The organism is Aquitalea sp. FG25 (assembly GCF_057809375.1).
The window spans coordinates 183,022-207,496 of record NZ_JBMDJV010000003.1; the positions used below are offsets into that span (position 1 = coordinate 183,022).

A 24,475-nucleotide genomic window follows, 5' to 3' on the forward strand; every position below is an offset into this window, starting at 1 on the left:
GACGGTCTATTCCAAGTCGGGCCTACCCAATTAGTCGCAGGCTTATCTATCCCAGCCTAGATGGCTCGTGGCAATTAGTTTCGCGGACTAGCCGCTCGTACACCGCCCGCGCACTCTCAAGCTCGGCCAGAGCATCCGATATGGTGTGGAGAGATGCACCGGTCGTGGACCTAATTGCACGATTCAGCCTAAGCCATGCTTGGCCTACATCCCCCTTGACGGAATCGTCGCCGAAGAAGAGATATTCCACCGTGGTGCCCAGCAGGACCGCCAACTTCTTCTGCTTGTCCAGGCCCCGGGGCAACCCATCCACTTCCCACTTACGAACGGCCTGAATCCTCGTTTCTACCACGGTGGCGACTTGCTTTAGGGTGAGGCCTTTTTCAGCACGCAGGCGCTTGAACCTACTTTGGAACGAGGATTCTTCGATGTTTGCAGTCATAGAGCAGTGTGCCCCTCTTCGTTTGTATTAGTCTCAGTCGTAGGCCGCACTTGGTGCAAGACGCGGGGATGTTGTCACACATTTTGCAGAAGTCGATGCGGATCGTACTGAAGGACGCTGGGCCGACGAAATGAAACGCGAAATCATTCTGAGAACGCGGGAATAGTCACCAGCTCGGTGATTATGTGGTTTGCTAGACAGCTGGTTATGGATCGGCATACTTTAGTTCATCACTATTTCAATGACGGGCCATGTCCTGATATGCCAACACTTTCCTTGCCGATATCCGATCGAATGGTGCTAACCCCCATTGGTCTGTACGTAGATGGAACCAACGTCGAGCTGGGTAACTATCAGCACTTCAGCGCATTCGTACTCAAAACGCAGGCCCAGGTTGGAACAGTGATCGCAACACTGTTCTCTGAGACCATGGCTATACCTGATATCGATGGTGGATGCACGCCTAGTAAAGAAGAGCCTTGGAACCACTATGTGCGTCACGCAAATGCGCTGACCACCGAAGGGGAGATCGAGAGGTTGGCGAATGGCATTCCCGTGCTGCAGTGGTGCGTAGCTGCATACTTTGTGGCCAAGGCACTTGATCATGCCATTCTGCAGTCTGAAGATTTCCTTCCGGTTGCCTATCTTGCTTACGAGGGAGCAAGGAGCCTCGCTTGCTCGATGGCCGACTGGGATGAGTACCAGAAGTGGTGCAAGTGGAGTGTAACCAAGGAAGCTGTTATCGCACGGCTCAATGGCACCGACAAGAAGGACCCACGGCCTCGCGCCGTTGCAGTCACCGTTGCATGGCCGGGCCAGCTCGGCGCTGAACTGGGGCAGCCGGATCAGGCGTTGGCACATGCTCTTCGCGGTGCATCCGACATTATGATTTCTCGCAATGTGGCTCATTTGCGTGTCGGTTCTCATCGTATCCAGTTTGGGGATGCATCCCCACTTGTCGAAGCATTTGATGCAAGTCAACCAGTAGAGGGGGATTCCACGTCGGCAGGCATGGACCTGTCCTTCATTCTGGAAGGTGTCCAGTCCCGTGTTCAGCGTAATATTTGGGCGGATTCTTCCAGGTATTATTGCTTCCGGCTGTACCGCCCATCTCGTGTATTGAGCTTAGAAGAGGAATTTGCCGAGCAATGAGCCTTAACGTATATCGCGTTCTACCATTCAGCACACCCAGGTTCAGCCAGAACGAGGCCAAACTCAAGGATGGTGAGACTCCATGTGCAATTTGCGGCAAAGCGGTCGCTCAGCCCTTCGAGCACCCCGTGACCATCGTTGGTGGTGGTGATTGGGCCAGAACCGAGGAGGAAGCCAATAACGACGGGGATGCTGGCTATATGGGTGTATGGGGCATCGGCCCAGATTGCCACAGGAAGTACCTTGTAAAAGCCCCGGGGCGGGCGGATGCCGGGGAATGAATCTCGCAAATTCTCACCTTCCCGTGGTACTCAATCTTCGGTTTGGCACAAACGCTATCACCTTCGATGGAACACTCGGTCTCGACCGGTTGCTGAAGTGCTGGCAGGACGCAGTGCCGGAAGCCCAGGCATCCCCTGATGTTGATCGAGAAGACTGGATTGAAATGGCCGTGCGTCTGGCCAGTGCCATGCAAATCTGCCCTGACCGAGTAGCGCTTCTCAACGGGGTAGGCCAGGCCATCATGCTGCAGTCTGCTGCGGTGATCACGCCAGGGGCGTCCATCATCTACTTGGGGGCATGGAGCCGGGGTGGCGGTGAGTTTGCCGCGTACAGAGTGGCAAACATGACCTCCAAGAATGCCGAGTTGGCTGAGCGCTATGCAAGCCTTGCTACATTCCAACGATTTGCCGGCCGGCAGCTTCGCCTGTGTGGTCTGCTAGGCACGTCAGCACCAGGGCAGCACCTGTTCGATGCCGTGGCCGAGTTGTCCAGCGATGCGCCCCATGGGCTGATGATCAAGGTTAATCGGGCAAAGTACGCACCCTTGACCCGTATCACCGTACCTGCAGGATGTACCCGTGAGGTAGCCGGGGAGTGCATCAGTCGCCAGGCCGATGATATCTTGTGGGCTGGTGTTCATCACGAAGGCGATGCAGACGCCTTTCTTGTACAGCAGTTCCAGCCCATGAACGCCGAGTACCGCGTATTTGTCATCAACCACCAGCCGGTAGCCGGTGCAGGGTGCATCGAGCACCACACGCCGCTCAACAACAAATCCACTTGGGATCAACAGGTGGAGTGGGTGCGCGGAGATGGCGTCGTTCTCAGCCGGCCAGATCTTGTTAAGCCCTACCAGGCATTTGCCCATGACTTCGTTCAGGCCCTTCGTACAGAAGCGCCGGAATGCCGAAACTACGTGCTTGATCTGGCAACCAAGGATGATGGCTCAGTTTGCGCAATCGAGCTTAATCCGAACAAGAACGCAGGGCTGTACGCACTGGATTATCTTGCGGTATTGAGAGCCGAGTTGGGCCAGGATTTGTCTTGGGTCTAGCTATCTTCGATGCAGTGGACCAAAGATGGTGGTGTTGCCATCAAAATGTAGTTGTGTACGATGGAATCTTAATAGAGCCAACGGCCCTTGCCGGGCAACGATAAACTGGCTGGTAACAAACTCAACCTTCGAAAGTACCCCTCATGAGCCATTTGCAGGCCGCTGTTGAAGCATCCGAACAAGACCGAGTTGAAGAAGTTTGTGTCTACAACGGTATGTGCTGGGCACTGAATTTCGTGGAGGCATTGATCCCGAAACTCAAGGGCACGGGCATTTCCGTTTCCATATCCGGGTGGAATTCCGCTCACTCAACCGGCTTATTTCTGCAAGATGAACTGCAGGAGAAATGCATTCGCGTTGGTTCCAACGCGTCAGCTGGTTGTGGACGCATGTACTGGGGCTACCGCCAAGATTTCGAGTTCCCATCTCGGGAGCCCAAGGATCGGCTGTTTCAGGACTGGATGATGGACTTCGAGGACGAAGAAGAAATGTCCCAGGCGATAACACAGTGCCTTAAGTTTCTAACCCCTACTAAGGCCACCGGCAAGTAGCCAGGAGGAGATGATCGATGGAGTCTATTGAGATTCGGAAAGGCAACACCTATTGCGGCAAGCGCTGGAAGGGCAACCGCAAGGTGGTAGATATCACGCGCCAGAGCAGTGAGCCTCAGCTGGTCCATTATATAGATTTGCGGACGTTCCGAACCGGGAATGCCCCGCTTGTAGACTTTGCCAAGGGCGCAACGGCTCGTGTCGAAGATGAGCCGACGCGATAACCATCATTTTGCTGTGAATGCGTCCTGTATTCACCGCACATTCTGCGTCGAATGGTGGGGCCGGGCCGGTGAGCCTGCAGGCAGTACGGCTAACAAACCACGCTACTCAGTAAGCCAGGCCCCCTTAAGGACCATTCAATTATTGATGCACCAATAGTCGTTGAGTGGTGTCCTTAGGAAATGGCCGTATAAATTTCCTAATTTGGAAAATAGCCAGACCCGTCTTAGACTGCACCCCTCCAGTTCTACGACCATCAGCTGCAATAGAACTCACCTGCTTGCATTGCCCGCGATCTGCGATACCTTCGCTCCATCATTCATACCATTCAAAGAGAGAAATAAATGGCGACGACACGCGTGTGGGACGTGCAATACGTGGCGGGTAATCCGTCAATGTTCAAGAAAGTAACGACTGCAGCCGATGGTCCATACCGTCGCAGCGAAGCACTTGAAGTCGGTAAGTCCATTGCTGAGAAGTGCTCCGGATGGCGTGTGTGGGTGGTCCATGTAGAAACTGGTAAGCGTATCTTCGAAAGCCCGGTGGAAGTTGAGTACAAGCGGAAAGCGGTTTGAACTGGAAACCGTGATGGGCGAAGTTCAAGCCGGCCAATGAGTAAGTGCTACCTGTTTGCACAGCTTTACTTCCAGCTGGCCGTTTTCGGTTCTTTGGGTGGCTTGAATTCCTGAACTTCTGCTGTATGGTAACTTTCATCAATCGCTGCGGCATTGCCGCTCGGACAGTTGAATGGAGTTGTCATGGTAGAAGTCATCGACCTTTCATCTCTTCCCCTATGCTTGCAGCAGCTGGAAGAGAACTTGAAGCAGCAGATCAACGACACCCTCATTAACGACGATGTGTCGTCAGATGATGAGATTGTCGGATTCTGGGTTAGCGACTGCGGCATCCCGAAGGCTGCTGCTGATGCGGCAATTCAGTATCGCGACCAGGTGCTGTCCTCCATGGACTTTCTGCATCTCTTCGCACCGATCGTATAAGCCCGCAAATAGCGGTAGACGGAGGCCAGTGTGCTTAAGAGTTTGCAAACTGCGGGACCGCTCACAAAGGTGGTCGATTATCAGGGCACTGAAGAAAATCCGGTTGTGCTGCATGAAAACCGATTCTTCAAGATGCTTCATAATGGCCGGTTCCACTACGTCGAGGGCCTGCGGTATCAAAAGGGCGTTGTGATGATCCCCGTTCTTCCGAACGGCGATCTGGTAATGGTCAATGTGCATCGCTTGCCCGCGATAGGTTTGTCTCTTGAGTTCCCTCGTGGAGGTGTAGAGGCCGGGGAAGTCTTATGTCAGGCAGCAGAGCGTGAGTTGCAGGAAGAGACCAGTTATCTGGCCCGCACTGTTCGTCAGATAGGTAGGGTTGCGCCTGAGACCGCAACAGTAAATGGTGTTGAGGATGTTTTTCGTATTGATGTCCACGAAATTCCTCAGCAAACCGGATTTGATAAGGACGAAATTGATTCCGTACGGATAGTTTCACGTAGCGATTTTCATTCGTTGGTTTCGAGTGGTCAGGTAGTTTGCGGCCATACGCTTGCTGCATATGCTCAGTTGCTGATTGATGAGATGCGATCTGTGGAAGCCAGCTGAATAGCTTTAGTGTCAGTACTTTGAAAAACTAAAAAACAGATAATTAAGAGGTGTGCGGGGAATGGGAACACAAGCAGTAGTGTCGCAGGTTGTTGAGGGTCAGGTTCGTCTCAAGGCGGTATGCGGTTTCAATGGGCAGGTTGCCCAGGCGTTGGCATGGTGGCTAGCCGATAATCCATCTGCGACCGCGGCGCAGACTTTTGCTCAGGCGCGGAAGCTTTCCTTTGGTGGAGAGGATGACTTGGTAGTGCTGGATGCTGCTCATGCCATCTATGAGGGGGATGATGATCTCTCCCCCTTGTATCGGTCCAGCTTCGGTGATTCCAGCTTCAATCCGCGCTGGGAGTGCGGGGTAGCTGATTACATTTTTGTCGTAGCGTTCGGCGAGCCGGGTTACCCGGCCGGGAAGGCTTCAGTGAGTTCGCACCAGGTTTTCGAACCCAGCAGCAGCCGCACAGTGGCACCGCTGGATCTGGACAGTCTAGGAAGCCTTGATATCGTGGAGTCGTTCAGTAAGAAATAGTGAGGTTTGAAATATGATTCAAGTAAATAAGTCTCTCATGGTCTCGATGATGTTTTTCAACTTAGAGTCCTTGTTTGCAACGTGGGCGATAGTCGCCATTCGTTACCAGGAACCCCGCTTGTCGCATTGGGGAATTGGCCAGTTCGTCTTGTTCCTTGGTGTATGGATTGCCATCTTCGCGGTACTTATGGCGCTGATTTCCATGACCAAGAAGCGTTTGGGCATTTCCTGAGGGCTATCTTCATGAAGCTCAGTCTTCGCAGGAAGATACAAGCCATCGTTTTCGGCGTCCCGCTGGAAGTGTTCATCATGGCTTGGTCTGCTGCGGCGTTCATCTACCAGGTCCCGAATGTCGCGGATTGGTCCGGAGAAGGCCGGTCATTTTATTTGCTGGCGTGCATCCTGCTGTCTGGCGTGACGATTCCGGCGGCACTAAAAGTTGCAACGGGTGACTGGTGATGCCGAGCGATATACCTGCCATTCAGACCCATGCGGAACGTAGCCAGGCGCTGTCGAATCGAGCCGGCGAACTGCTCTCCAAGGTCGATGCGTTGCCCATTCATGCATTGCGTCTGGAGTTGGCCAGGATTGGCTGGACCTCAACGCTTGAGGTATCCAGCACCGGGTGGGGCAGTGCGCGGTATGGATTTGGTGTTCGTCTCCGTCGCTGGGACTGGCACGGCCGGCGCACATGCGGTGACCCGCACTTCATGGCTTTCGTTAAGGCCGACGAGCTGACACATGTCAGCGCTGAGCATGCCGTCAGGACGGTAGCCAAACGTGCCCTGACCGGGCTCCGGGATTTCGTTGACCATCTGCCTCGCTTCGAGGATGGTGGTCTGCGCGTGGACGCAATCCACGACTCTCTGTTTTCTACCCCCATGGAGTACTACCATCGGCCTGAATGGCCGACTGAGGACGTGCCAGACGATGCAATCGATTACGATGATGCTTCGTTCACCGCATTGCTGACCCATATGGAAGTGGTCGGCCGGCGGGGCTGGGACATTGAGCACGAACTGACATTCATGCGTTTCAACGTGTCTGACAGGTCAAGGGATCGGCGCTGGGGCCAGGCCGTGGATCTGACCATTCATGGCAAGTTCGGCCAACACAAGTCAGTCATGCCGCACTACATCAGGATCCGCATAGAGAGCCTGCTTGCATCCACCGGTTATCGACAGGTTCAGGGCGTGATCGAGGAAGCCGACAGCTTGTCGTTTTCCTATGGCCATCGCCTACCGCCAGGCATGCAGACAGTTGAGCAGTACCGGCAAGCCCAGGGGCCAGCCCGCGGCGAATAATGGCCACCGATGGCCTGCAGTGCATCCACATCTTCAACCCGCCATGTAGCTTCCGAGCCATGATTTCACGGTTCGCTTTTGACACCGCTTTTCTCTCGTTATCATTCCGGCTTATCGCCTCTGGCCTGTGCAGGTTTCAATGCAAGGGACGGGCTCTATTTCTCAATACTGGAAGCACCATGGACAAGCTTGCCGATGAAATCGCCCAGCATCTGGGCACTGATGAACGCGCCGACATTCGCGCCATTGAAGACTGGCTGCTCGAAGGCAACGATGATGGTAGCGGTATTGCCGAACTCGCGGACATGTTCGAAATGGAAGTTGGCCTGCCTTCCCGTCGCTGAGGTGCACAGGCGTGACCATTGAAAAGATCATCGATACCCAGGTTCGCTGCACGAAGTGCGGTGCCGTAGGCATTGGTACGTGCGACTGCTGGGAAGAATGCAGTTGCGGTTGGATGGCTGAGAAGGGCCAGCCCTGCCGGAATCCTGACACTGCGCGATGCTCGACCAAGCTCAAGTATGGCCAGTACAACCGCAAGACCAAGCGGTACGAATAATTTCTTGTTTGTGTTGTTCAGTTCGTTCGATAGCGGATATCCATGCGGATCAAGATCAATGGTGAAGTGACGGCCGAGATATTGGCTGAGGCTCTGTACGAAGCAACCCTAGCGTTGTCGGACCCTCAGGGGTCAGCGCGTTTTTTTAATGGCAACCTGTATCTCTCGGCATATTTGGATGGGGTGCCAATTTCCCGGAAGGGAGAAAACGGTGGTGAACTGGCCATTACTGTGGGTGATAGTCAACCTGCATATGAGCATGTGAACCACAGGAAAATTGTAGAGCCAGACAAGAAGAGTTTCGTTCCCGTACTGATATGGGCGAATACCACTTTCCCCATTTTGTTACTTCAAGGATTGGAAGCGGATTCGTTGCTGCAGAAGCAGTATGAGCGTATGAATGCGGCCACACTATTAATGTACCAAGCCGAACCTCTGAACTTCATTGATATGTTGAACGACATTGTTGAGGTTGTTTGGTACGAGTTGCGCCCGCTTCGCACCACCGGCTCTCGATTCGGCGAACCACTGGCCATGCCCCGCTTTTTCTGGGGTGTAGACGGTCTGGCCATCACGACGGCTGATCGCCAGGAACCCATGCTAGTTTATAATCCTCTGTTTGATTTGCGAGACGGGTTGGTCAGACTCCACTGGTCCAACCCTGCTTGGAATGAGGTGTGCCGCAGGGTGCTAGATGTCTACCGGGAGTACGCGCTTAGTATTCGTTGATGGTGGAACATCTGAGTTTCTGGCGCACACCACAGAATGGAAAAAAGCCCGAATTGTCGGGCTTTTTGGTTGAGTGGCTTATCGGTCAGGAAAGGCCGATGAGTTACTGGCTGAAGGTAGACGACAGCCGGCCGGCCAACTGGTCGAATTTTTCAGCCTGCGTGTTGTTGTGCTCGGTAACGACACGGTTCTCCTCGGTCACATGCGCTAGACTTTTCGTGAATAGCTAGAACCTGTTCATGTTCAATACATCAAGAAGATAGAGGATTAAGGATGGCAATCAAATGCGTTCGCGTTCGCTCTGGCATCTTTCGCGACAATGTACTTTTTCGTGCAACGAATGAGCACTCAGCCATCTTCAGCACGATGTTAGGCGACAAGGAATTCTGGATGGAAGCTGGCGATGAAGTCGTCTTGAAGATGCCCAAAAGCGAAATGTGGGAGCGCGGCGATAAGGCCAGAAATCTATCCGTCCTCATCACCACAACCAATCAGCACAAATTCAAATGGCAATGGGCTTAGAGCCCGGGAGTATGCATGACTCAGCTAGAACACCTTGACGAGATTGCCCGTGAAGCATGGGCCGGTAACTATCAGCGCGTGGGCGTGCTTTCCAGCGGTGAGCGACGCTACGTCGCACTTGCCTCGGGCCGGATGCGCGAACTGTGCCCTTCTGATTCGATAGCCTATGCTGTGGATTCGCTGGAGCCAGGCTGGATGGAGCACATGACTTCCGTATGGCGCAGCACCACACAGCCCAAAGACTGAAAGCCGTTTGGCAAACCCGGCGTCCACAAGAGATAAACGCCCCGGTTAGCCGGTGTACCCGGAGCCGGGGCGTATTCTGACTGGCAACGAATCGTTCACCACGTCTCGGTGGCATGTATTCAGCTTGAATCCCCGAAAGGGGATTTTCGCTTTGTAGGGCAGGGCATCAATTCCCGGTTTGCTGGACTAGCCATTAAATCTGGGTAGAGTGTGGCAACCGTCATCGTGATTGGACTTGGCGGGCATGCATGAACCAATACAGGAATACGGAGCAGCCCCAATGAGACGAATCGAAATCATTGCTGACGTGCAGCAACGACTTGAGGCACAAGGATTTGGCGGCCTGTACAGCCCTGATGCGCCTTGCGGTTGTGTCATTGGTGATCTTGCACCATGCGGTGAGTGCCACGTTGAGCATGATGACCAAGAGGCAGAAGAGTGGATCAACGGGTGCGAGGCCGGCTTCAAGCACATAGACGAACGGAGCCCAACGGGCGAATGGATCGTAAGCAGCTGCAAGGAGCATCCATCGGCTGAGGAGTTCAACGCTGTGTACGCGCAATACTGACCGGAATTCTCGCCGGTGCTTCTGAGGTACACGGGCAGTTGCGCCAGGATTGAATCCCCGAAAGGGGATTTTTGCTTTTGTGGGACCGGGCATCATTTCCCGGTTTGCTGGACTGGCTGATGAATATGGGTAGAGTGAAGCAATCATTCATTCAGTTGGACAGGTCATACATGTTTGCAGCCATTAAGCGGTCGCTCGATCTGATGCTGGTCATTTCTGATCGTGCTCACCTTGCTCAGGCACTGAGTACTGCCATGGGCCTGCCCATGGAGTTGATGTACGACCATGGCTTGGACGTGAAGGCCTGCGACATGATGCCCGCCTACTCGCAGGGAATCCCGACCCCCGACCCGGACGTTGTGTACGTCGTCGCGGAGGAGGTGGCCCATGGTGGATTCTCGACCCGCTTTTATTGCAAGTACGATTCCAACAGTGATTCGTGGGTGATGGAAGACAATCACAAGCGCCGGCAGAAGGACGACTTCTGGCTGCCTGCATCAAGCGAGAAGCAAGCATTCATGGATGCCTGCCTGCGCGCCGCGGCACGCAAGACGGCCGAGAGCACTTCAGGCCGGTCACCAATTCAACACACAGGGAAATGAGCATGCGAGCACGCAATTTCTACCCGGTACAGGCAGTGCGCCAACTGTCGGGCGAACATCAAGGCATCTCGGCAAAAGACAGCGCAATCCTCAAGTATGCGATGCGCAAGAGTCGCAAGTTTGGCTGGACGGTCATTGCCGGGCCGGCGATTAGCCAGGAAGCCTACGTCGCAGCAGCAGGTGCCGGGCCTGCAGCTGTTACTGCTTTGCAGGCGGGAGCATCCATCAAAGTACGCATCTTCGGCGACAGCACCAATGGATTTGCCCAATTCAACCAGGGTGCCGTGTAGGTCGATCTGGCAGGTGCATTCTTGCATTCAATTCGATGCCCGGTAGGCTGGTGCCATTCCCTGTCGCAGGCCGTGAACCAGCCGATATCGGCGACAATTTTTGAAAGGACGTGCCATGCAATTCATTCCCTTCGACTACAACAATCCGCCTGAGGATGGCCTTTTGTGGGTCTGTGTATCCCGCCAGGAGTGGGATGGTGACACAGGCAATGATGGCCAGGCTGTCGGCACTCCCACCGGCAATGAGGTGCGCACCACGGCGCTGATCAAGCTCGAAACCGAGCCCGATGGCACCCTTCGCTTCGACCCGGTCGATGAAGTGAATTTCGGTGAAGTCGGTGACGATGGTGTTGTCACGCATTATGCAGAAGTGGTGCCGCCGGCACTGCCTTCTGTGAACTGATACCCATGAGGGTCGTGTTATGACGAAACCTATTATTCCACTTAGCAAGTGGCCTTCATGGGCTAAGTTTCACGCCAATGACAGTAGTGGATTTGGCCGGTTTTCAGTGACAGGCCCATGAAGGATGCGAAGTCCAGCGTGCCGCATCCGCCCTGTGGTTGCCTTCCTGCAGCCTGATCGTCTCCAAATCTAGCATCGTGAGCCAGATAGCTACGATCACGCCCAGGCTGGCAATTTCACTGAATGATTCAAGCCCTCAAACGCCCCTTTGCCGGGGCGTTTTGCATTGGTCTTCACCAGCAACAGGGAGCACCTGCCGCATGATTTAGCGATTCACTGGACTCAATTATTGGCATGAGTAGAGTGGGGTTGTTATTCATACTGGACTACCCATGGAACGGACAATTGAACAGTACGGCATCGACGAAAAGTCATACCGCCAAGCTCATGGCGATCGTGCACTCTTCGTCGTTGAATCCCGACGTACACGCGTGCTCTGCATCGTTAAACGGTCATCAGCCAGTGAAGTGGTACTGGCACCCGTATTCAAGGGCGTGGAGAAGACGATTTCGCGCCAGCAGTTCGATGCTGAATGGCACTTCTGGGTTCAGGACGAAAGTGTGTTCGTGTTCGGTACAGACGAGGCCAAGAAGGCTGCACACGCCATGCACAAAGCCCAGAGTGATGCAGTCCAGACGCTGATCTATGGGCTACCCATAACGATCACCTTTCCAGAGGGCGTGGCGTATTCATTGCCGCGGGCGTAATCAGCAACACCAATCCACTCCATTCCGAAGCAGAGGTGCAAATGGCTTTGACTTTCGACCAGGTAAAACGTGATCACGAGAAGTATCGCAAGGAACATGGCGAGAAAACACTTTTCCCCTACGGCTACCGTAATTCCGGCTCGATCTATGTGATGAAGACATGGGGGCCGGAAGTTGTGATGATCCACGTTCCTGATGGGAACGAACGAGTGATCACCCAGGCAGAGTTCGAGGCCGACTACACGTTCCTCTATCTGGATGAAATGCAGCTGCATTTTGGCTGCGCAGATGACAGGGAAGCGGCAAGGAAAGGCTTCAATCACATCACCGACTTAATCAACTCGTTGGTGTACGGCCGATCCGTGGTTAGCTGATCATGCCCTGCTATGTTGTTCATGCCAGGCCGCCTACGAGGGAAGAATTCGCCCTTTGGAAGCAGATGGGCTTTCAGAGTACATGGGAGCACTACTGCGCTATCAAGAATCGCGCCGCTGGCGACAAGGTGACCATCTGCGGGGACCTTGGCGCGCACTGTCACCGGTGTGCGGGGGTCGGTGAGCTGCTATGTGACTTCCCGGTAGGTGATGGCAAGACATGTGATGCAGCGATGTGTGAACAGCATGCGCATGAGATCGGGCCGGAACTGCACTACTGCCAGGCTCACTACCAGATGTGGGTCGAGTACCGGGATAGTGGTGCACTGGGTGAGGATCTTGGCAATGTGGTGGCATTTCGTCGCGGAGCGGAGTGAACAGCTCATAATGCCAAACAGCAACTAATTGGAAACAGCATGACACCGCAAGAGTTTGCCAAGCAATGTGAACTGTTAGCTATCACCCAGGGTATGAATTCTGTCGAATGGATTGGGAAGGTTTCATATCCCACTTATCGGTATGTTTCTCCATCCATCAAGGTCGTGCTTCAGGCGGGACATTTGACCGTCACTGGCGTTGGGAAGCGCGAGCACGAGCAAGCAGCACAGGACTACATCCTGTTGCAGCGAGCAAGCGGTAAGATATCACTCAGCTTCGGCGAGATGTATTTGCGATGGACAGAGTGCGTTGCGGAGGGCATGCGTGGCGCTCCTTCTGCATATCCGGTCAATCTCGGATGCTTGGGCTCCCTCGCGCCAATGACGGTTCAGATTGAATGCTAGAGAGTGGGTGCGGCGCGGATCTTGGCAATGGGGTGGCGTTTCGTCGGCTGAAGTGATTGTTGCTTGTTTCGTTGGATCTTCTTCAGGTTGTCCTTGAACTGCACGCAGGTGGTGTATATACTCACGTTGCCGATGTATATACGGCAGACTTCCTACAAGGAGCACCTGATGCCAGTCATCAATAAATTGCAGACAACGGTTTTCCAAAGCGGTAACTCGCAAGCCGTTCGCATCCCTAAAAGTCTAGCCTTTGAGGGCGATGTCCGTAAGGTGTTAATTAGTAAGGAGAAGGGTCGGATTGTTATTGAGTTGGTAAGCGACTCTGATGATGAAAAGCCTCGCACTCTTTTCGATGCAATGAAGTTAATGAAGATTGAAGACCCGAAGGTTATTGAGGCATTCAGGTCTTCCTCTGAGTTCATAGATATCCGAGACGATTTTGCAGGTAATGGCGATGCCTAAGTATTGTTTGGACACGAATGTTATTATTTATCTTTCTACTATAGATTCTGAATGCCCAAGGGACGATAGAGAACGTTCGTTCTGTGAGCAAATGAAACAAATACCTATGGAAGAGTTCTGTATAACAGGTATAACTCTTGCGGAGTATCATTTTGCTTTAAGCAACGGGAGTGAGGAATACGCCGAATCAAACAAGTTGCGTATTGATTTCGTTAAGAACTTTCCTCGGCTTGACTTTGATTTGAACGATGAAGATGTTCTCTCTACATATGGTCGATTCAAAGCTAACTTTGTCAAGAAAAAGGGTTTGGAAAAGGCCCAGCTTAAAGCGGCAACTGAAGAATCTGGTGGTGTTTTTGATGGGCGAATTCTTCAAACCAAGTCGGATAATGATATATGGATTGCAGCAATTGCTAAAGTGAATGATTGTGTATTGGTCACGGCTAACAAAAAGGACTTCGATGTTTTTGAAGGTTTAGTAGCTCTTTTTGTTTGAGAAGTTCTAGTTAATGTAGATTTTTTAGGTATATGCAAACCGACAAAGCCCTTTCCAAAGGGCTTTTTTTGTTGGTATCAGAAAATCTCTTTGCAAAATTTACAGCCATGATTTCGCGGTTCGCTGGACTGAGAACTGAGGATAGGTAGAGTGTGCGCATTCTTTGATGCAACACGCGACCCTATCCATGAAATTCAAGTCCGAAGCAGAGTTGGCAGCTGTTGTCATGCGCCGCATGAAGGCCATTGGCTGGGACTGCTTTGCCGAAGTGCAGCTGGACCAGGCATCCAAGCGGGCCGACCTGATCTGCACGTCGGGCCGTAAGGTCATGGTCATCGAGACAAAGCTATCGCTTTCCATTGATGTCGTCTCCCAGGCCATGCTTTGGTTGGGGCAGGCGCACTTCATCGTTATTGCCGTGCCGGCACCTACACAGCGCTCGGCCCAACGCATTTCCTTCATCACCGACTATCTGCGAAGCAAGGGTATTGGCCTGTGGTGGATCACGCCAGGTGAGGTATTCGAGCATAAGACCCTCGGCAGGTATGAGCATTCTCGGCTTGATGTGGTGGTTCCGGAAAAGCTCCACCGCTATGCCGACTGGAATTCAAGAAAGATTCACGCGGTTCTGGTCGATGAAATGCGCGAGGCCATTGCCGGTTCAAAGGTTGGCGGGGAGGCGAGTACCACGTTCAAGCGCACATGCCTTGAGCTGAGCAAGTTCGTGGCCAAGTATCCAGGCGTTGGCTTCAACGAGGCCTTCCAGCATATCGACCACCATTATTCCTCTGTCCGCTCTGCACGGTCCAATCTCGAATTCATTGCCAAGACTGCGGATCTTGATTTCCGGTCTGGCCGACTGTTCCCGCGAGGCTTTGTCGAGGACGTTCCTGCACCCAAATTGCCACCGGCACCGAAGAAGGTAGTGGCCGGCCCCACGTACGCCGACACCAACGTCATTCGCTGTGGAGATTGTCACGGTGCGCTGGCCATCCTCAAGCATCACTGCGTTGGCATGGCGTTGCTGCCTGTGGTTAAGGAGCGCATGGAGGAGAACGGCGACTACTCGGAATGGGAGAAGTCGAGCGAGATGCCACCCATCAAGATGTGCGGTTGCTCACGCCGTAAGCCGTCCCTGCTTTCGTACGGGGACATCAAACGATGATTGCCCCATTCCACATGCCCCCCGCTTACAAGACGAGACAGCATGCCTGAACTGTTCATTCTCCTGTGCGCTGCCGCTGGCGTGCTCATTGGTGCCTTTCTGAATCATCTGATTCATCGCCTGCCGCAGTTGATGGAGCAGGGGTGGCAGAGAGAGTGCGATGACTATCTTGGCAAGCCACCTTCTGACCGGCCGGCGATTTCGTTTTTCTCTCCGGTTACATGCTGTGCAGCTTGCGGTGCCAGGGTTGGTGGTGCCCACTCGGTGCCCTTGATCGGTAACTTGCTTCGCCGCGGTGCGTGTCCCGCTTGCCATGTCACGGTCAGTAGGCGGGAGCCCGTTGTCACGGTAATTACCGGGCTGATGTTTGGTCTGGTGGCATGGCGCTTCGGCATGACGGCCCAGATGGTTGGGTTTCTTGGGCTGACCGCAGTACTGGTTGCGCTGACCTTCATTGACGCGGACACGATGCTCTTGCCGGATGTTCTGACCCTTCCGCTGATTTGGGCCGGACTGCTGTTCAACATCATCACGCACGCAGTGCCGCTCCAGGACGCAGTACTGGGTGCAGTCGCAGGTTACACCAGCCTCTGGCTGATGTTCTGGGGGTTCAAGCTGGCAACCGGGAAAGAGGGCATGGGCTACGGCGACTTCAAGCTGCTGGCCGCAATCGGTGCATGGCTGGGCTGGGCTGCTCTCCCTACCGTCATTCTGCTTTCGTCTGTTGTCGGTGTTCTTGCCGGACTGGTGTTGATGGTGCTGGCGCGTATCGGTCGTGGCCAGGCGTATCCATTCGGTCCCTATCTTGCTGCTGCCGGCTGGCTGGCGATGCTTGCTGGCAACCGGGCCAGTGAGTGGTTGTTTTCGTTGTATTCCTAATTCTGGAGATTTGCATGTCCACACCTGCAAAGTTCGATGTACCTGCATGGGTCAAGCTCTGCGTTATTCCGTTTCTGATGATCGTTCTTGTGGTACTCGCGTGGATCGATACGCGTGATTACCGGAGGGAGTCCGAAGAATTGGAGCATTCGTACAACGCCCACCAATACAGCGCTTTCCAGACCAAGATCAAGAATGATGTCAATTTTATCGTGGGGTGCGGGCAACTCCTGATGCAAGACGGTCAGAGCAGAAAGCGCAAGGTTATACCCGAGGGGCGTGCATGTCTGGTGAAGGGCTTGAGTCAGTCGAGTACTTCGATGGGTGCGACTGTCGGTGCAGCCTTCGCCCACGAGGTATTGCTGGTAACCCCAGATGATGAAGAGTTGCGCATCACTGCACTTGAGGCAATCGATCGGGGACGTGCCGAGTTGGTGGCGAACAAGTCGTGGTTGTACTCACCTGTAGACCGTCTGATTAGCGCGCATGACCACTCAAAGCTCTATCGCCTCTTCGAAGGTGAATTTAGCGACAAGAGTTCGATACGCAAGCAAGCGGAATTGCTGGATGAGGCGGAATACGGCGTTCTTCTGCCAGAAGAAACAGAGAAAAACAAAATCTGGCTGAGGAAGGCGTTATGACCCCCGCAGACAAAGATCAGATGCACCGTAAATTCATCGCCGCGTCACTCTACCTGCAAGTGATGAATCCAAAGCACCAGCAATTCTTACTGTATTCTGCGACGCCTGAAGAGCGTGCCGTGCACATGAAAACGTATAGCCGGCGACTTCTGGCAGGAATGGTTCTTGTAGTTGTCCTTGTCGCGATTGTTTCACTCTTCCCACACAGAGTTGGCACCGTTGAGCCGGCACATGAAACCATCCCGGCCGGACATGTGGTCAGTGTCGATCTTCATGTTTCGAGTTTCAGCACAGCGACATCGGTAGTTACCTCGGCCGGAACTTTCCAAGTGTACGGTGGGGTTACTGCCGCAGTAGGAGACAAAGCGGTACTGAAAAAAGCTCGTTCTGCGGGAGCATCTTCCGAGCTTTGTATCGAGTCGCAGTTGAAGTCTGCTTGTTATCCACTGCAGTAAAGTCAGGAACAGAACATGTCTTGGGTTCTTATTTTCTACATCGCAACCAGTATGGGCACTCAATCGACGGGAGGTCCTGCTGTATTGCCAAGATTTGCTACCGCTGAAAAGTGTAAGAGTGCTGGCGAATCGATTCGTCAGCGGGTGAAGGACTTCGAATGGTATGTGTGCGTCAAGGCGGACTTGCCGCCTGCGACTCAGCAGGGAGCCGGTAAATGAATCAAGCCCAGGAAGTGACCGAAGAACGTGTATTTCGGCTGAGCAAAGTCGATGGCAAGCCACGGGTCGAGACAGACATCATGGGTGTGCCGCATGTTCTGACCGCCGAGGGATGGCAAGTAGTAACGGATAGCGTAGCGCCGGCGAGTTTCGATGAGGCAGTACTCACACCAGCTCAGGCCGAAACCTTCGCGAAGGTAGTTGCCTTGATCAGTTCTGCGACGACTGTTGAGGACATACAGGCTGCGCGGCTGCTCGCCATCATCCCAGGTCCCGGCGATCTTACGGATGTGCCGGACGCTCTTGCTGCAGCATCAAGCTTTGCTGAATCCAACCATCTGCTTGGGCGTTTGGTTTTGACCGATATTCGCGAGGCTGTGAAGTACGCCGGTATTGGCCATGCGATGTCGCCTGTTGATCCCGGCAATGGGCGAGGCAGACCCGAGTGGGCAGCGCCGGTGGATCTGGTCGATATGGACGGAAAACACGTATCAGTCGGCGACAAGCTGTCGTGGGATTTTGCCGACCCCGTCTACCAGGGCGACAAGATTGAGCCGTGGATGCACCAGGCCTGCTTTGTCGTAAAGCAGCGGGAAGATGGCCATGGTCTGTATGGGGATGGCATCAACAATGTCTTGTACCTGCATGGTTTCCGGTTCAAGTACTGCCGGCTCATTCAAGGGGAGAGTTGAGTATGGTGCAACAAGCCTCTACGGGCATTGAGGGCTTGGGAAAAGCAATCAAGGCAGACCTCTTGCGAATGGATATGTCTATCGATCAGATGGCCCGTCACTTTTCAGTTTCTCAGCAAGCTGTATCTGGGTGGATTACGCGCAATCGGATCCCGGCGGGGCGGTGGGGTGAGCTTGCCAGTTTTTTTGGGGGAGAGTCTGAAACAGTCAGGCTCTTGGGAGAGAGTTCACGCCAAGCCATCGCATATCCATTTGCGTCGATCGTTCCATCAGCACTCGGGCAGGCTGCTATTCAGGCATTAAAGGAAGCCCTCGCTTCAAACCGGGTGTCAGACCAGCAGTTGCTGCTCTACATCGCTGAATGGAAGGGTTTGGCGATGCCTGCGTTGAAGCAGGAATGAAGCACGCAGTACCGAATCATGACCACAGAAATCCAAACTTTGACTGGAAAGAAAACCGTATGAAAAAGCTGCTCTTGGCCATCCTGGCTGTTTCCCCCCTCACTGCATTCGCTGCTGACCCGGCCCAGGTGTTGAAGGTCGATTTCCGGATGATGGAGGGCGGCAAAGAGGTGGGGATGGCGCAAACCTACACAGTTAATGGTGCGGCTGTTCCGTTCGAAATTGCCACTGAGAGGACGTACATAGCCAAGGCAACCAAAGACGGCGATAAAGTCGTCAAAACCCAGGGGGCGGTGAAACAAGGGATGACGCTCAACTTCACACCGACCATTCTCAAGGGGGGCAAGATTGACCTTGGGTTCAGTGTTAAAAGGGCAGAGATTGACGCTATCTACACAGTTAAGCAAGAAGATGATCTTGAGGTTCAGTTGCCGCAAGTCACCAGGATAAGCCTTGAGGGGGATGTCATCGTTGCAGAAGGTAAGGAATTTCTGATTCCCTTCGGGCCGTTCAATCAAGAAGTCCCGCCGAAGCCTAAATATCAGCTGAAGTTCGTCGTCACGAAGAGCAACTGACAATGAGTTGGACACGGAAAGACTGGCTCGATCTCGTTGAAATGCTGATGGGCGTGGTGGTGGGTTTGCTCAGCTTCTACTTCGTCATTGCCCCTCAATATGACATCGATTTGGCGCAAATCGGCCCGGGCATTGAAGTTGTGATTGTGGCCGGCAGCGTACTGTTTGGCTACGCACTGCGGTGGGCGACCAACAGGCTTCTGGCCAGGTACGCAAAGACACCTTGATTCTGTGGTTGGCGACAAATGTTCAATAAACTTGATGTTGTCCACGATAAGACCCAGTTTATTGCATCCTGCAAAGTCGGACTTCAAGTTCGGCTTTTTCATTTGTAGTGATGGCAAGAGCAATCCAATGCGATGAGATATCTTGCGTGGACTTGCAACATCGTCCATCTCGGATAGCCTATGTCCAATAACCAACTCAGGAGGCATTATGACCAACGCGGAATACATGAAGCGATGGCTGGCCAAGGGCGCACGGGGAGCCAACCATACACTGGTACGTGCCAAGATCGCCGGTGATGCGGCTGGTGTCGAACGTGCGCGTGCGAACCGTGCAGAAGCGCTGCGCCAGGCGCGGCTATACAAAAATGACGAACGTCTGGAGGTACGGCATGAATCTTGGTGAAGAACTGGCCTATGCAGCCAAGGACATGCCGATGGGCCATGTGATGGTCACTGATGGCGTGGTGAAAGCCGGAGATCTGCGCTGGGATGAAATGTGCTCCGTCTGGGTGCCGGTCAAGGCAGAGCGCCAGGCGCGACCGGGCCGCAAGAGTAGCCCGCTTGCAAGGCCTGTCGATGTCGGGTGCGATGTGCGTCGGTTCACTGCCGTCTGCCGGAACCCGAATTATCTACCCGCCTTGCTTCCGTGAATTGCCGGGGCGAGGAGCATTCGTGTGAGGAGTCAGCATGTCTGATCTGATGGTGCAAATATCCGGAACGCAACTGAGTGGCAAGTCCACTGTTGCCCAGCTTATCGCCAGCGCTCTGGCTGAAGCCGGGATCGACGCGCTGGTCATCGACGATAACGGCGTTGGCGTTCAAGAGAACCGCCCCGGAGCTGTGGCGGGCACGCTGGATGCGCGGCTCGCCTCGTTGCGACACCGGGCAATCGAAGTGAGCGTCCGCACAGTTCTTTCTAGCAACCAAGATTAACTGGAGTACTGCTGTGAATCAGAAGTACTGCGAATCCTTGCGCGGGTCACTGAAGAAGACCGCCAGAGGCAAGGTCGTTACCCGCCAGGCGGTCATCCGTGCTTTCACTACGCCAGGCCGGAAGCGTCGTGATGTGATGGAGCAGGTGTCGCGTTATATGAGCGACAGCACAGTGCCACCGCAATGGACCTACGTGTCCGTGAAAGAGGTGTTCGGTCGCGTCATGGCAAGGGCGTGGGCGCGTCATATTCGCGGCCTGCAGCCCGCATCAGAGAAGCAGGGCACGCGAACGGTTTTTCCCGTGGTTCAAACGATATGGGACTTTGGGTATACGCGAGCCCAGGTTGAAGAACTCGCAAGCCGGGCCATTCAGGTCTGATAGGTCGGTTCGTTTTCAGATTAGTGCTGGAGTAACTTTTTTACGTAGGAGGTGAGTATGGAAAAGGTGTTTGTGGCTATTGAATTAGGGCCGGATTTGACGAGTGGTTTTGTGGTTGAGGGCACTCCTGCCGTAGATGAGGTGGTCACCATTCAACAGTACGATGAAGCCGGCCAGATCGTTCGTCACACGGGCAAGGTTGTCCAAATACTGGACCGGTTCAATTGCGACCAGCTGGAAGTTGGTGCCTGATTCAGTCGGGATCCGTTGTTCGTATTGTCATCAAGTGCAAAATGCTGGAATATTCCCCGCGCTTGTGGGGGTGAGCGGCCTGTAGCATGACTCGTGTGCAGCGCTTACCGTATTCCCGGCGTGTGCGGGGGTGAGCGTAGGTGACAAAACTTGTAGTTCAATACTAAGACGTATTCCCCGCGCATGCGGGGGTGAGCTGCGGACTTAGTAGCGCACTACGCTGCCAGCCTAGCATTCCCCGCGCACGCGGGGGTAAGCGGATGATCTGCAACTGAATTGGTAGTGCATTCAGGTATTCCCCGCCCATGCGGGGGTGAGCGGCGTTTAGAAAAAGTACTCCATGCAGCTGGCGTGTATTCCCTGCGCATGTGGGGGTGAGCGGGGAAACTTTTACCAATTTGGTACTTGTATGCAGTATTACCGGCGAAAGCGGGGGTTAGTGAGCAGGCACGGGGCGCTACATGACGGCGAGTTGGTATTCCCTGCGTCAAAGATCGGCAAAATAGAGGCAAAATTCTTACGGTGCAAGCTGGTAAGTTGCTGTAAATACAAGCTTTAAGCTGCCAAAACATCGGCAGCAAGATCGGCAGAATGTGTGCTGGGTCCGTAATGTTTCGCAAGCGCCATCACAAATATTCGATGGTTTGGAATCGGGGTGTTGCTGAAAATTTCGTTATCCGGATGCAAATTTGATTATATTTGGCCTGTTTTGTGAAAATTTGATTATCTTCAGTGATCTGCTGATCAAGATCTGACTACCTTCCCCACGCGGGTGGGGGTGTTTCTCATGGTTGCATGTGCATCACTCAGCGTCTCTCATATTCCCCACGCGAGTGGGGGTGTTTCCCCGCACCAGCCGTCCAGCAAGGGCGTGGCCATATCTTCCCCACGGGAGTGGGGGTGTTTCTCATGGTTGGTTGGGCATCAGTCAGCGTCTCTCATATTCCCCACGCGAGTGGGGGTGTTCCTTGTTAGTCATAGGGAGTCGGTGTTTCCCCACGCAAGTGGGGGTGTGGGCGATGTGCCCGGTGTTTTGAAAGTGGACCATTGGTCCATTTTTTTTTTGCGATTTCGAATTGCACAAACTGTTATTCATATTTAAGATTCAAGCCATCTTATCGGAAAGCATTTGTCATGTTTGGTCGCAAGCCCACAGCCGTCAAGCCGCAGCAAGCAGTACCCGCCAGGCAGTGCCCGGCCAAGACCCGCGTAGTTGACGGTGTGGTCTGTCGTGGGCTGGATGTCTACACCCATACCCTTATCGTAGGGCAGGTGGCGCAAGCACTGATCGCAAGGATGCCTGTATCGCTGGCGTCAAAATTTCCGTCTGGCGTGGCGCTGCTGGCGGCGCTGCACGATCTGGGCAAGGTGAGTCCGTACTTCTACGAAAAGCTGCGCCGTGCTTATGACCCCCAAGGCAAATCGACCCTGCCGGTTGGTATGGACCCGTCCCGCGAGAGCGATTGGGGTGGTCATGCTGGTGTGAGCTTGGAAGCCGCCGTGTCGATGGGCATCGACCCACTTTTGGCCGAAGCGATTGGCCAGCATCACGGCTTTCGCCCGCCTACGGATAGTGTGTGGGGTGATTGTCCGGTTTTCGGTGGTCCCGAATGGCAGGTCGAGCGTGTGCGGTTGGTTGATGACCTGTCGCAGGCGCTGGGTGAGACTCTTCCGGCCGATGTTGATTCGGGACTTGTTCGCCTGTGGGCGGGACTTGTGTGTGTTGCCGACTGGATTGGCTCTGGCGAGCTTTTCGAGGATCCTCCTTCCAGCTGGGAAGCACTCATTCCGAAGGCATTGGACAGTGCCGGGTTCTTTCAGCCGCGCTGGAAGGCAGGCCTGTCGTTCGATGAAGTGTTTCCGTTCAAGCCTCACCCCGCACAGGTGGCATTGATCGACCAGGTCAAAGGCCCCGGCGTGTATGTATTTGAAGCGCCCATGGGACTGGGTAAGACAGAAGCTGCACTGTACGCAGCCTACAAGTGTGTGAGTGAGTTCGGCGCGTCGGGCATCTACTTCGCACTGCCGACACAGCTCACATCCAACGCAGTGCATTCACGCTTTACCCCTTTTCTTGAACGCATCACAGACGGCCTTTCGTCTGCCCACCGTACCCAGCTGCTGCATTCAGGTGCATGGCTTATCGATACGGAAGTGGGCGAGGAAGGCACGCCCGGTGGTTCGTGGTTTGCGCAGGGTAAGCGGGGGATTCTTGCACCCACGGCAGTCGGCACCATCGACCAGGCTTTGATGGCCGTCATGAACGTCAAGCATGGGTTTGTGCGCGCATTCGGTTTGGCCGGCAAGGTGGTGATTCTGGACGAGGTTCACTCATACGACCTGTATACCGGCACCATCCTGAAGCAGCTTGTTTCCGAACTGCGGAAGTGGGGCGCAACGGTCATCATCTTGAGCGCCACGCTGGCGTCATCCCGTCGTGGTGAGTTGGTCGGTGGGGTGACCGCAAAGTCGGGCTATCCGCTTATCACCGCTTCGGGTGCTGATGGGCTGGTGGAGGAAGTCGAAGTCGAAGAGGTCTCCGCGGCGAAACACTCCGCTCAGGTCGGCATCCAGTGGGAACGGTCAGACGATCAAGCCTTGCAGCTGGCAGTTGAGAAAGCGAAGGCCGGTCAGCAAGTGCTATGGGTGGAAAACACCGTTGCTTCCGCCCAGGATGTCTATTTCAGGCTCAAGACCATGGTGGCCGGTACGCAGATCGACTGCGGCTTGCTGCACTCCCGCTTTACCAAGGCCCACCGGCAGAAGAATGAGAAATGCTGGGTAGACACCTTCGGTAAGGCTGGAAAAACCGCCCGCCACGAGCGTGGCCGGATACTGGTCGGGACTCAGGTCGTGGAACAGTCCTTGGATATCGACGCCGACTACCTGTTTACCCGCTTTGCCCCTACGGACATGCTGCTGCAGCGCTTCGGCCGTTTGTGGCGTCATGGTGAAACGAAGAGGCCGCAAGGCGCATCGCGGTCGGTCACCATCCTCGCCCCCGAACTGGATGCCGCAATCCAAGCCCCCAAAGGCGAGTTTGGCGTGTCCGCGTTTGTCTATGCTCCCTACGTGCTTTGCCGCAGCCTCGAAGTGATGTCCTGCCGGCAGTCAGTCGCTCTGCCAGGTGACATCCGGGAACTGGTTGAATCCACCTACACGGAACGCACCGAAGACGGGGCCATGAGCCGGTGGCTTCATGTCTTGGATGAAGGTGAGCGCGGGCGTCTGGGCCGCAAGGCCCAGGAACGTATCGCATGTGCCACCTTGGCCACGACTGGTAATGAGAAGCCTGACACACCAGCTACTACCCGCCTTGTGGAGCAAGACAGCATTGAGACCCTGCTGACCAGGAAGATCGATCTTCTGGGTGACGGCGCAATGCTGACCCTGCTCGATGGCGCAGAAGTGCGGATCTACAGGGACAAGTCTGTGCTGACAAAACGGGCATGGCGTGAAATCGCCGTTCAACTTCACCAGCAAACAGTCACGCTCAGACCGAGCAATGCCCCGGGTGCCAGCCCAAGACTTGATCTTCTCAAGCATGGCTTCGGGAATGTTTTTTATCTGGGCCATGGCGGGCAGAAGGATGCCGAGGTACGCATCGGCCTTGTGGCACCGGATGGCCGGGTGTCGGGACTGTCCGAACAGGCATCCCCAAAGAAGAATTCGATGTACTCCGATGATCTTGGATACCAGGTCATCCTTACCAAGGACTGA

General features: G+C 54.3%; 41 protein-coding genes. 40 read left to right on the forward strand and 1 reads right to left on the reverse strand.

The features are described from left to right. Nucleotides 1-46 precede the first annotated feature (46 nt). Nucleotides 47-442 (reverse strand): helix-turn-helix transcriptional regulator, encoded by a 396-nt coding sequence (locus tag ACODR9_RS04395; RefSeq protein ID WP_488807813.1) that lies wholly within the window; start codon nucleotides 440-442, stop codon nucleotides 47-49. A 207-nt stretch (nucleotides 443-649) separates the two neighbouring features. On the opposite strand from ACODR9_RS04395, the gene ACODR9_RS04400 reads away from it, so the two are divergent. The 40 genes from ACODR9_RS04400 to cas3 all read left to right on the forward strand — a co-directional run bounded on the left by ACODR9_RS04400 (nucleotide 650) and on the right by cas3 (nucleotide 24,475). Further along, complete coding sequence (locus tag ACODR9_RS04400) at nucleotides 650-1,594, forward strand: hypothetical protein (RefSeq protein WP_488807814.1); 945 nt, start codon at nucleotides 650-652, stop codon at nucleotides 1,592-1,594. A 277-nt stretch (nucleotides 1,595-1,871) separates the two neighbouring features. Then, on the forward strand, nucleotides 1,872-2,930 hold the full coding sequence (locus tag ACODR9_RS04405) for an ATP-grasp domain-containing protein (protein ID WP_488807815.1): 1,059 nt from the start codon (nucleotides 1,872-1,874) through the stop codon (nucleotides 2,928-2,930). A gap of 143 nt (nucleotides 2,931-3,073) precedes the next feature. Further along, nucleotides 3,074-3,481: a hypothetical protein gene (locus ACODR9_RS04410; protein ID WP_488807816.1), complete on the forward strand. Its 408-nt coding sequence runs from the start codon at nucleotides 3,074-3,076 to the stop codon at nucleotides 3,479-3,481. A gap of 17 nt (nucleotides 3,482-3,498) precedes the next feature. Further along, the gene (locus ACODR9_RS04415) at nucleotides 3,499-3,705 is read left to right on the forward strand and encodes a hypothetical protein (protein WP_488807817.1); all 207 of its coding nucleotides are present in this window, start codon (nucleotides 3,499-3,501) and stop codon (nucleotides 3,703-3,705) included. Nucleotides 3,706-4,047: 342 nt separating this feature from the next. After that, nucleotides 4,048-4,278, forward strand: a complete 231-nt coding sequence (locus ACODR9_RS04420) for a hypothetical protein (protein ID WP_488807818.1) — start codon at nucleotides 4,048-4,050, stop codon at nucleotides 4,276-4,278. A 183-nt stretch (nucleotides 4,279-4,461) separates the two neighbouring features. Further along, nucleotides 4,462-4,701: a hypothetical protein gene (locus ACODR9_RS04425; protein WP_488807819.1), complete on the forward strand. Its 240-nt coding sequence runs from the start codon at nucleotides 4,462-4,464 to the stop codon at nucleotides 4,699-4,701. A 30-nt stretch (nucleotides 4,702-4,731) separates the two neighbouring features. Beyond that, entirely contained in the window at nucleotides 4,732-5,310 is a 579-nt protein-coding gene (locus ACODR9_RS04430) for an NUDIX hydrolase (RefSeq protein WP_488807820.1), read from the forward strand. Between the two features lie 61 nt (nucleotides 5,311-5,371). Continuing rightward, complete coding sequence (locus ACODR9_RS04435; protein WP_488807821.1) at nucleotides 5,372-5,833, forward strand: hypothetical protein; 462 nt, start codon at nucleotides 5,372-5,374, stop codon at nucleotides 5,831-5,833. Between the two features lie 13 nt (nucleotides 5,834-5,846). Next, nucleotides 5,847-6,065: a hypothetical protein gene (locus tag ACODR9_RS04440; protein WP_488807822.1), complete on the forward strand. Its 219-nt coding sequence runs from the start codon at nucleotides 5,847-5,849 to the stop codon at nucleotides 6,063-6,065. 11 nt (nucleotides 6,066-6,076) lie between these two features. Then, complete coding sequence (locus ACODR9_RS04445) at nucleotides 6,077-6,292, forward strand: hypothetical protein (protein ID WP_488807823.1); 216 nt, start codon at nucleotides 6,077-6,079, stop codon at nucleotides 6,290-6,292. Further along, nucleotides 6,292-7,137 carry a hypothetical protein gene (locus ACODR9_RS04450; RefSeq protein ID WP_488807824.1) on the forward strand — a complete coding sequence of 282 codons (846 nt, stop codon included), beginning with the start codon at nucleotides 6,292-6,294 and terminating at the stop codon, nucleotides 7,135-7,137. The genes ACODR9_RS04445 and ACODR9_RS04450 overlap by 1 nt, the downstream gene beginning before the upstream one ends. A gap of 179 nt (nucleotides 7,138-7,316) precedes the next feature. Then, entirely contained in the window at nucleotides 7,317-7,481 is a 165-nt protein-coding gene (locus ACODR9_RS04455; protein ID WP_488807825.1) for a hypothetical protein, read from the forward strand. Nucleotides 7,482-7,738: 257 nt separating this feature from the next. Continuing rightward, complete coding sequence (locus ACODR9_RS04460) at nucleotides 7,739-8,425, forward strand: hypothetical protein (protein WP_488807826.1); 687 nt, start codon at nucleotides 7,739-7,741, stop codon at nucleotides 8,423-8,425. 273 nt (nucleotides 8,426-8,698) lie between these two features. Further along, nucleotides 8,699-8,947: a hypothetical protein gene (locus tag ACODR9_RS04465; RefSeq protein ID WP_488807827.1), complete on the forward strand. Its 249-nt coding sequence runs from the start codon at nucleotides 8,699-8,701 to the stop codon at nucleotides 8,945-8,947. A gap of 15 nt (nucleotides 8,948-8,962) precedes the next feature. Beyond that, nucleotides 8,963-9,193: a hypothetical protein gene (locus ACODR9_RS04470; protein WP_488807828.1), complete on the forward strand. Its 231-nt coding sequence runs from the start codon at nucleotides 8,963-8,965 to the stop codon at nucleotides 9,191-9,193. A gap of 280 nt (nucleotides 9,194-9,473) precedes the next feature. Next, nucleotides 9,474-9,761 (forward strand): hypothetical protein, encoded by a 288-nt coding sequence (locus ACODR9_RS04475; protein WP_488807829.1) that lies wholly within the window; start codon nucleotides 9,474-9,476, stop codon nucleotides 9,759-9,761. A 170-nt stretch (nucleotides 9,762-9,931) separates the two neighbouring features. Continuing rightward, nucleotides 9,932-10,363, forward strand: coding sequence for a hypothetical protein (locus tag ACODR9_RS04480; protein ID WP_488807830.1), 432 nt, complete (start codon nucleotides 9,932-9,934; stop codon nucleotides 10,361-10,363). A gap of 2 nt (nucleotides 10,364-10,365) precedes the next feature. After that, nucleotides 10,366-10,653: a hypothetical protein gene (locus ACODR9_RS04485; protein ID WP_488807831.1), complete on the forward strand. Its 288-nt coding sequence runs from the start codon at nucleotides 10,366-10,368 to the stop codon at nucleotides 10,651-10,653. Nucleotides 10,654-10,768: 115 nt separating this feature from the next. Next, nucleotides 10,769-11,056, forward strand: coding sequence for a hypothetical protein (locus ACODR9_RS04490; RefSeq protein WP_488807832.1), 288 nt, complete (start codon nucleotides 10,769-10,771; stop codon nucleotides 11,054-11,056). A 392-nt stretch (nucleotides 11,057-11,448) separates the two neighbouring features. Beyond that, nucleotides 11,449-11,823 (forward strand): hypothetical protein, encoded by a 375-nt coding sequence (locus tag ACODR9_RS04495; protein ID WP_488807833.1) that lies wholly within the window; start codon nucleotides 11,449-11,451, stop codon nucleotides 11,821-11,823. Between the two features lie 41 nt (nucleotides 11,824-11,864). Further along, entirely contained in the window at nucleotides 11,865-12,197 is a 333-nt protein-coding gene (locus ACODR9_RS04500) for a hypothetical protein (protein WP_488807834.1), read from the forward strand. A 233-nt stretch (nucleotides 12,198-12,430) separates the two neighbouring features. Next, on the forward strand, nucleotides 12,431-12,574 hold the full coding sequence (locus tag ACODR9_RS04505) for a hypothetical protein (protein ID WP_488807835.1): 144 nt from the start codon (nucleotides 12,431-12,433) through the stop codon (nucleotides 12,572-12,574). A 39-nt stretch (nucleotides 12,575-12,613) separates the two neighbouring features. Then, nucleotides 12,614-12,979, forward strand: a complete 366-nt coding sequence (locus tag ACODR9_RS04510; protein ID WP_488807836.1) for a hypothetical protein — start codon at nucleotides 12,614-12,616, stop codon at nucleotides 12,977-12,979. 168 nt (nucleotides 12,980-13,147) lie between these two features. Continuing rightward, nucleotides 13,148-13,441 (forward strand): AbrB/MazE/SpoVT family DNA-binding domain-containing protein, encoded by a 294-nt coding sequence (locus ACODR9_RS04515; protein WP_488807837.1) that lies wholly within the window; start codon nucleotides 13,148-13,150, stop codon nucleotides 13,439-13,441. Further along, the gene (locus ACODR9_RS04520; protein WP_488807838.1) at nucleotides 13,434-13,937 is read left to right on the forward strand and encodes a type II toxin-antitoxin system VapC family toxin; all 504 of its coding nucleotides are present in this window, start codon (nucleotides 13,434-13,436) and stop codon (nucleotides 13,935-13,937) included. Before ACODR9_RS04515 ends, ACODR9_RS04520 begins: the two co-directional genes overlap by 8 nt. Nucleotides 13,938-14,124: 187 nt before the next feature. Next, nucleotides 14,125-15,102: a hypothetical protein gene (locus ACODR9_RS04525; RefSeq protein WP_488807839.1), complete on the forward strand. Its 978-nt coding sequence runs from the start codon at nucleotides 14,125-14,127 to the stop codon at nucleotides 15,100-15,102. 42 nt (nucleotides 15,103-15,144) lie between these two features. Further along, on the forward strand, nucleotides 15,145-15,981 hold the full coding sequence (locus tag ACODR9_RS04530) for a prepilin peptidase (RefSeq protein WP_488807840.1): 837 nt from the start codon (nucleotides 15,145-15,147) through the stop codon (nucleotides 15,979-15,981). Between the two features lie 14 nt (nucleotides 15,982-15,995). Beyond that, on the forward strand, nucleotides 15,996-16,622 hold the full coding sequence (locus tag ACODR9_RS04535) for a hypothetical protein (RefSeq protein WP_488807841.1): 627 nt from the start codon (nucleotides 15,996-15,998) through the stop codon (nucleotides 16,620-16,622). Continuing rightward, on the forward strand, nucleotides 16,619-17,077 hold the full coding sequence (locus ACODR9_RS04540; RefSeq protein ID WP_488807842.1) for a hypothetical protein: 459 nt from the start codon (nucleotides 16,619-16,621) through the stop codon (nucleotides 17,075-17,077). The genes ACODR9_RS04535 and ACODR9_RS04540 overlap by 4 nt, the downstream gene beginning before the upstream one ends. Nucleotides 17,078-17,092: 15 nt before the next feature. Further along, entirely contained in the window at nucleotides 17,093-17,296 is a 204-nt protein-coding gene (locus tag ACODR9_RS04545; protein ID WP_488807843.1) for a hypothetical protein, read from the forward strand. Next, on the forward strand, nucleotides 17,293-17,988 hold the full coding sequence (locus ACODR9_RS04550) for a hypothetical protein (protein ID WP_488807844.1): 696 nt from the start codon (nucleotides 17,293-17,295) through the stop codon (nucleotides 17,986-17,988). The genes ACODR9_RS04545 and ACODR9_RS04550 overlap by 4 nt, the downstream gene beginning before the upstream one ends. Before the next feature lie 2 nt (nucleotides 17,989-17,990). Next, nucleotides 17,991-18,389, forward strand: a complete 399-nt coding sequence (locus ACODR9_RS04555; RefSeq protein ID WP_488807845.1) for a hypothetical protein — start codon at nucleotides 17,991-17,993, stop codon at nucleotides 18,387-18,389. 59 nt (nucleotides 18,390-18,448) lie between these two features. Further along, a complete protein-coding gene (locus ACODR9_RS04560) occupies nucleotides 18,449-18,964 on the forward strand; it encodes a hypothetical protein (RefSeq protein WP_488807846.1) in 516 nt (171 codons plus the stop codon). 2 nt (nucleotides 18,965-18,966) lie between these two features. After that, nucleotides 18,967-19,191: a hypothetical protein gene (locus ACODR9_RS04565; RefSeq protein ID WP_488807847.1), complete on the forward strand. Its 225-nt coding sequence runs from the start codon at nucleotides 18,967-18,969 to the stop codon at nucleotides 19,189-19,191. Nucleotides 19,192-19,399: 208 nt separating this feature from the next. After that, on the forward strand, nucleotides 19,400-19,594 hold the full coding sequence (locus ACODR9_RS04570) for a hypothetical protein (protein WP_488807848.1): 195 nt from the start codon (nucleotides 19,400-19,402) through the stop codon (nucleotides 19,592-19,594). Next, nucleotides 19,581-19,841 carry a hypothetical protein gene (locus ACODR9_RS04575; RefSeq protein ID WP_488807849.1) on the forward strand — a complete coding sequence of 87 codons (261 nt, stop codon included), beginning with the start codon at nucleotides 19,581-19,583 and terminating at the stop codon, nucleotides 19,839-19,841. Before ACODR9_RS04570 ends, ACODR9_RS04575 begins: the two co-directional genes overlap by 14 nt. A gap of 37 nt (nucleotides 19,842-19,878) precedes the next feature. Continuing rightward, the gene (locus ACODR9_RS04580) at nucleotides 19,879-20,124 is read left to right on the forward strand and encodes a hypothetical protein (RefSeq protein ID WP_488807850.1); all 246 of its coding nucleotides are present in this window, start codon (nucleotides 19,879-19,881) and stop codon (nucleotides 20,122-20,124) included. 13 nt (nucleotides 20,125-20,137) lie between these two features. Beyond that, a complete protein-coding gene (locus tag ACODR9_RS04585) occupies nucleotides 20,138-20,503 on the forward strand; it encodes a hypothetical protein (RefSeq protein ID WP_488807851.1) in 366 nt (121 codons plus the stop codon). 57 nt (nucleotides 20,504-20,560) lie between these two features. Next, nucleotides 20,561-20,755 carry a hypothetical protein gene (locus ACODR9_RS04590; RefSeq protein ID WP_488807853.1) on the forward strand — a complete coding sequence of 65 codons (195 nt, stop codon included), beginning with the start codon at nucleotides 20,561-20,563 and terminating at the stop codon, nucleotides 20,753-20,755. A 1,134-nt stretch (nucleotides 20,756-21,889) separates the two neighbouring features. Beyond that, nucleotides 21,890-24,475 carry a CRISPR-associated helicase Cas3' gene (cas3, locus tag ACODR9_RS04595; protein ID WP_488807855.1) on the forward strand — a complete coding sequence of 862 codons (2,586 nt, stop codon included), beginning with the start codon at nucleotides 21,890-21,892 and terminating at the stop codon, nucleotides 24,473-24,475.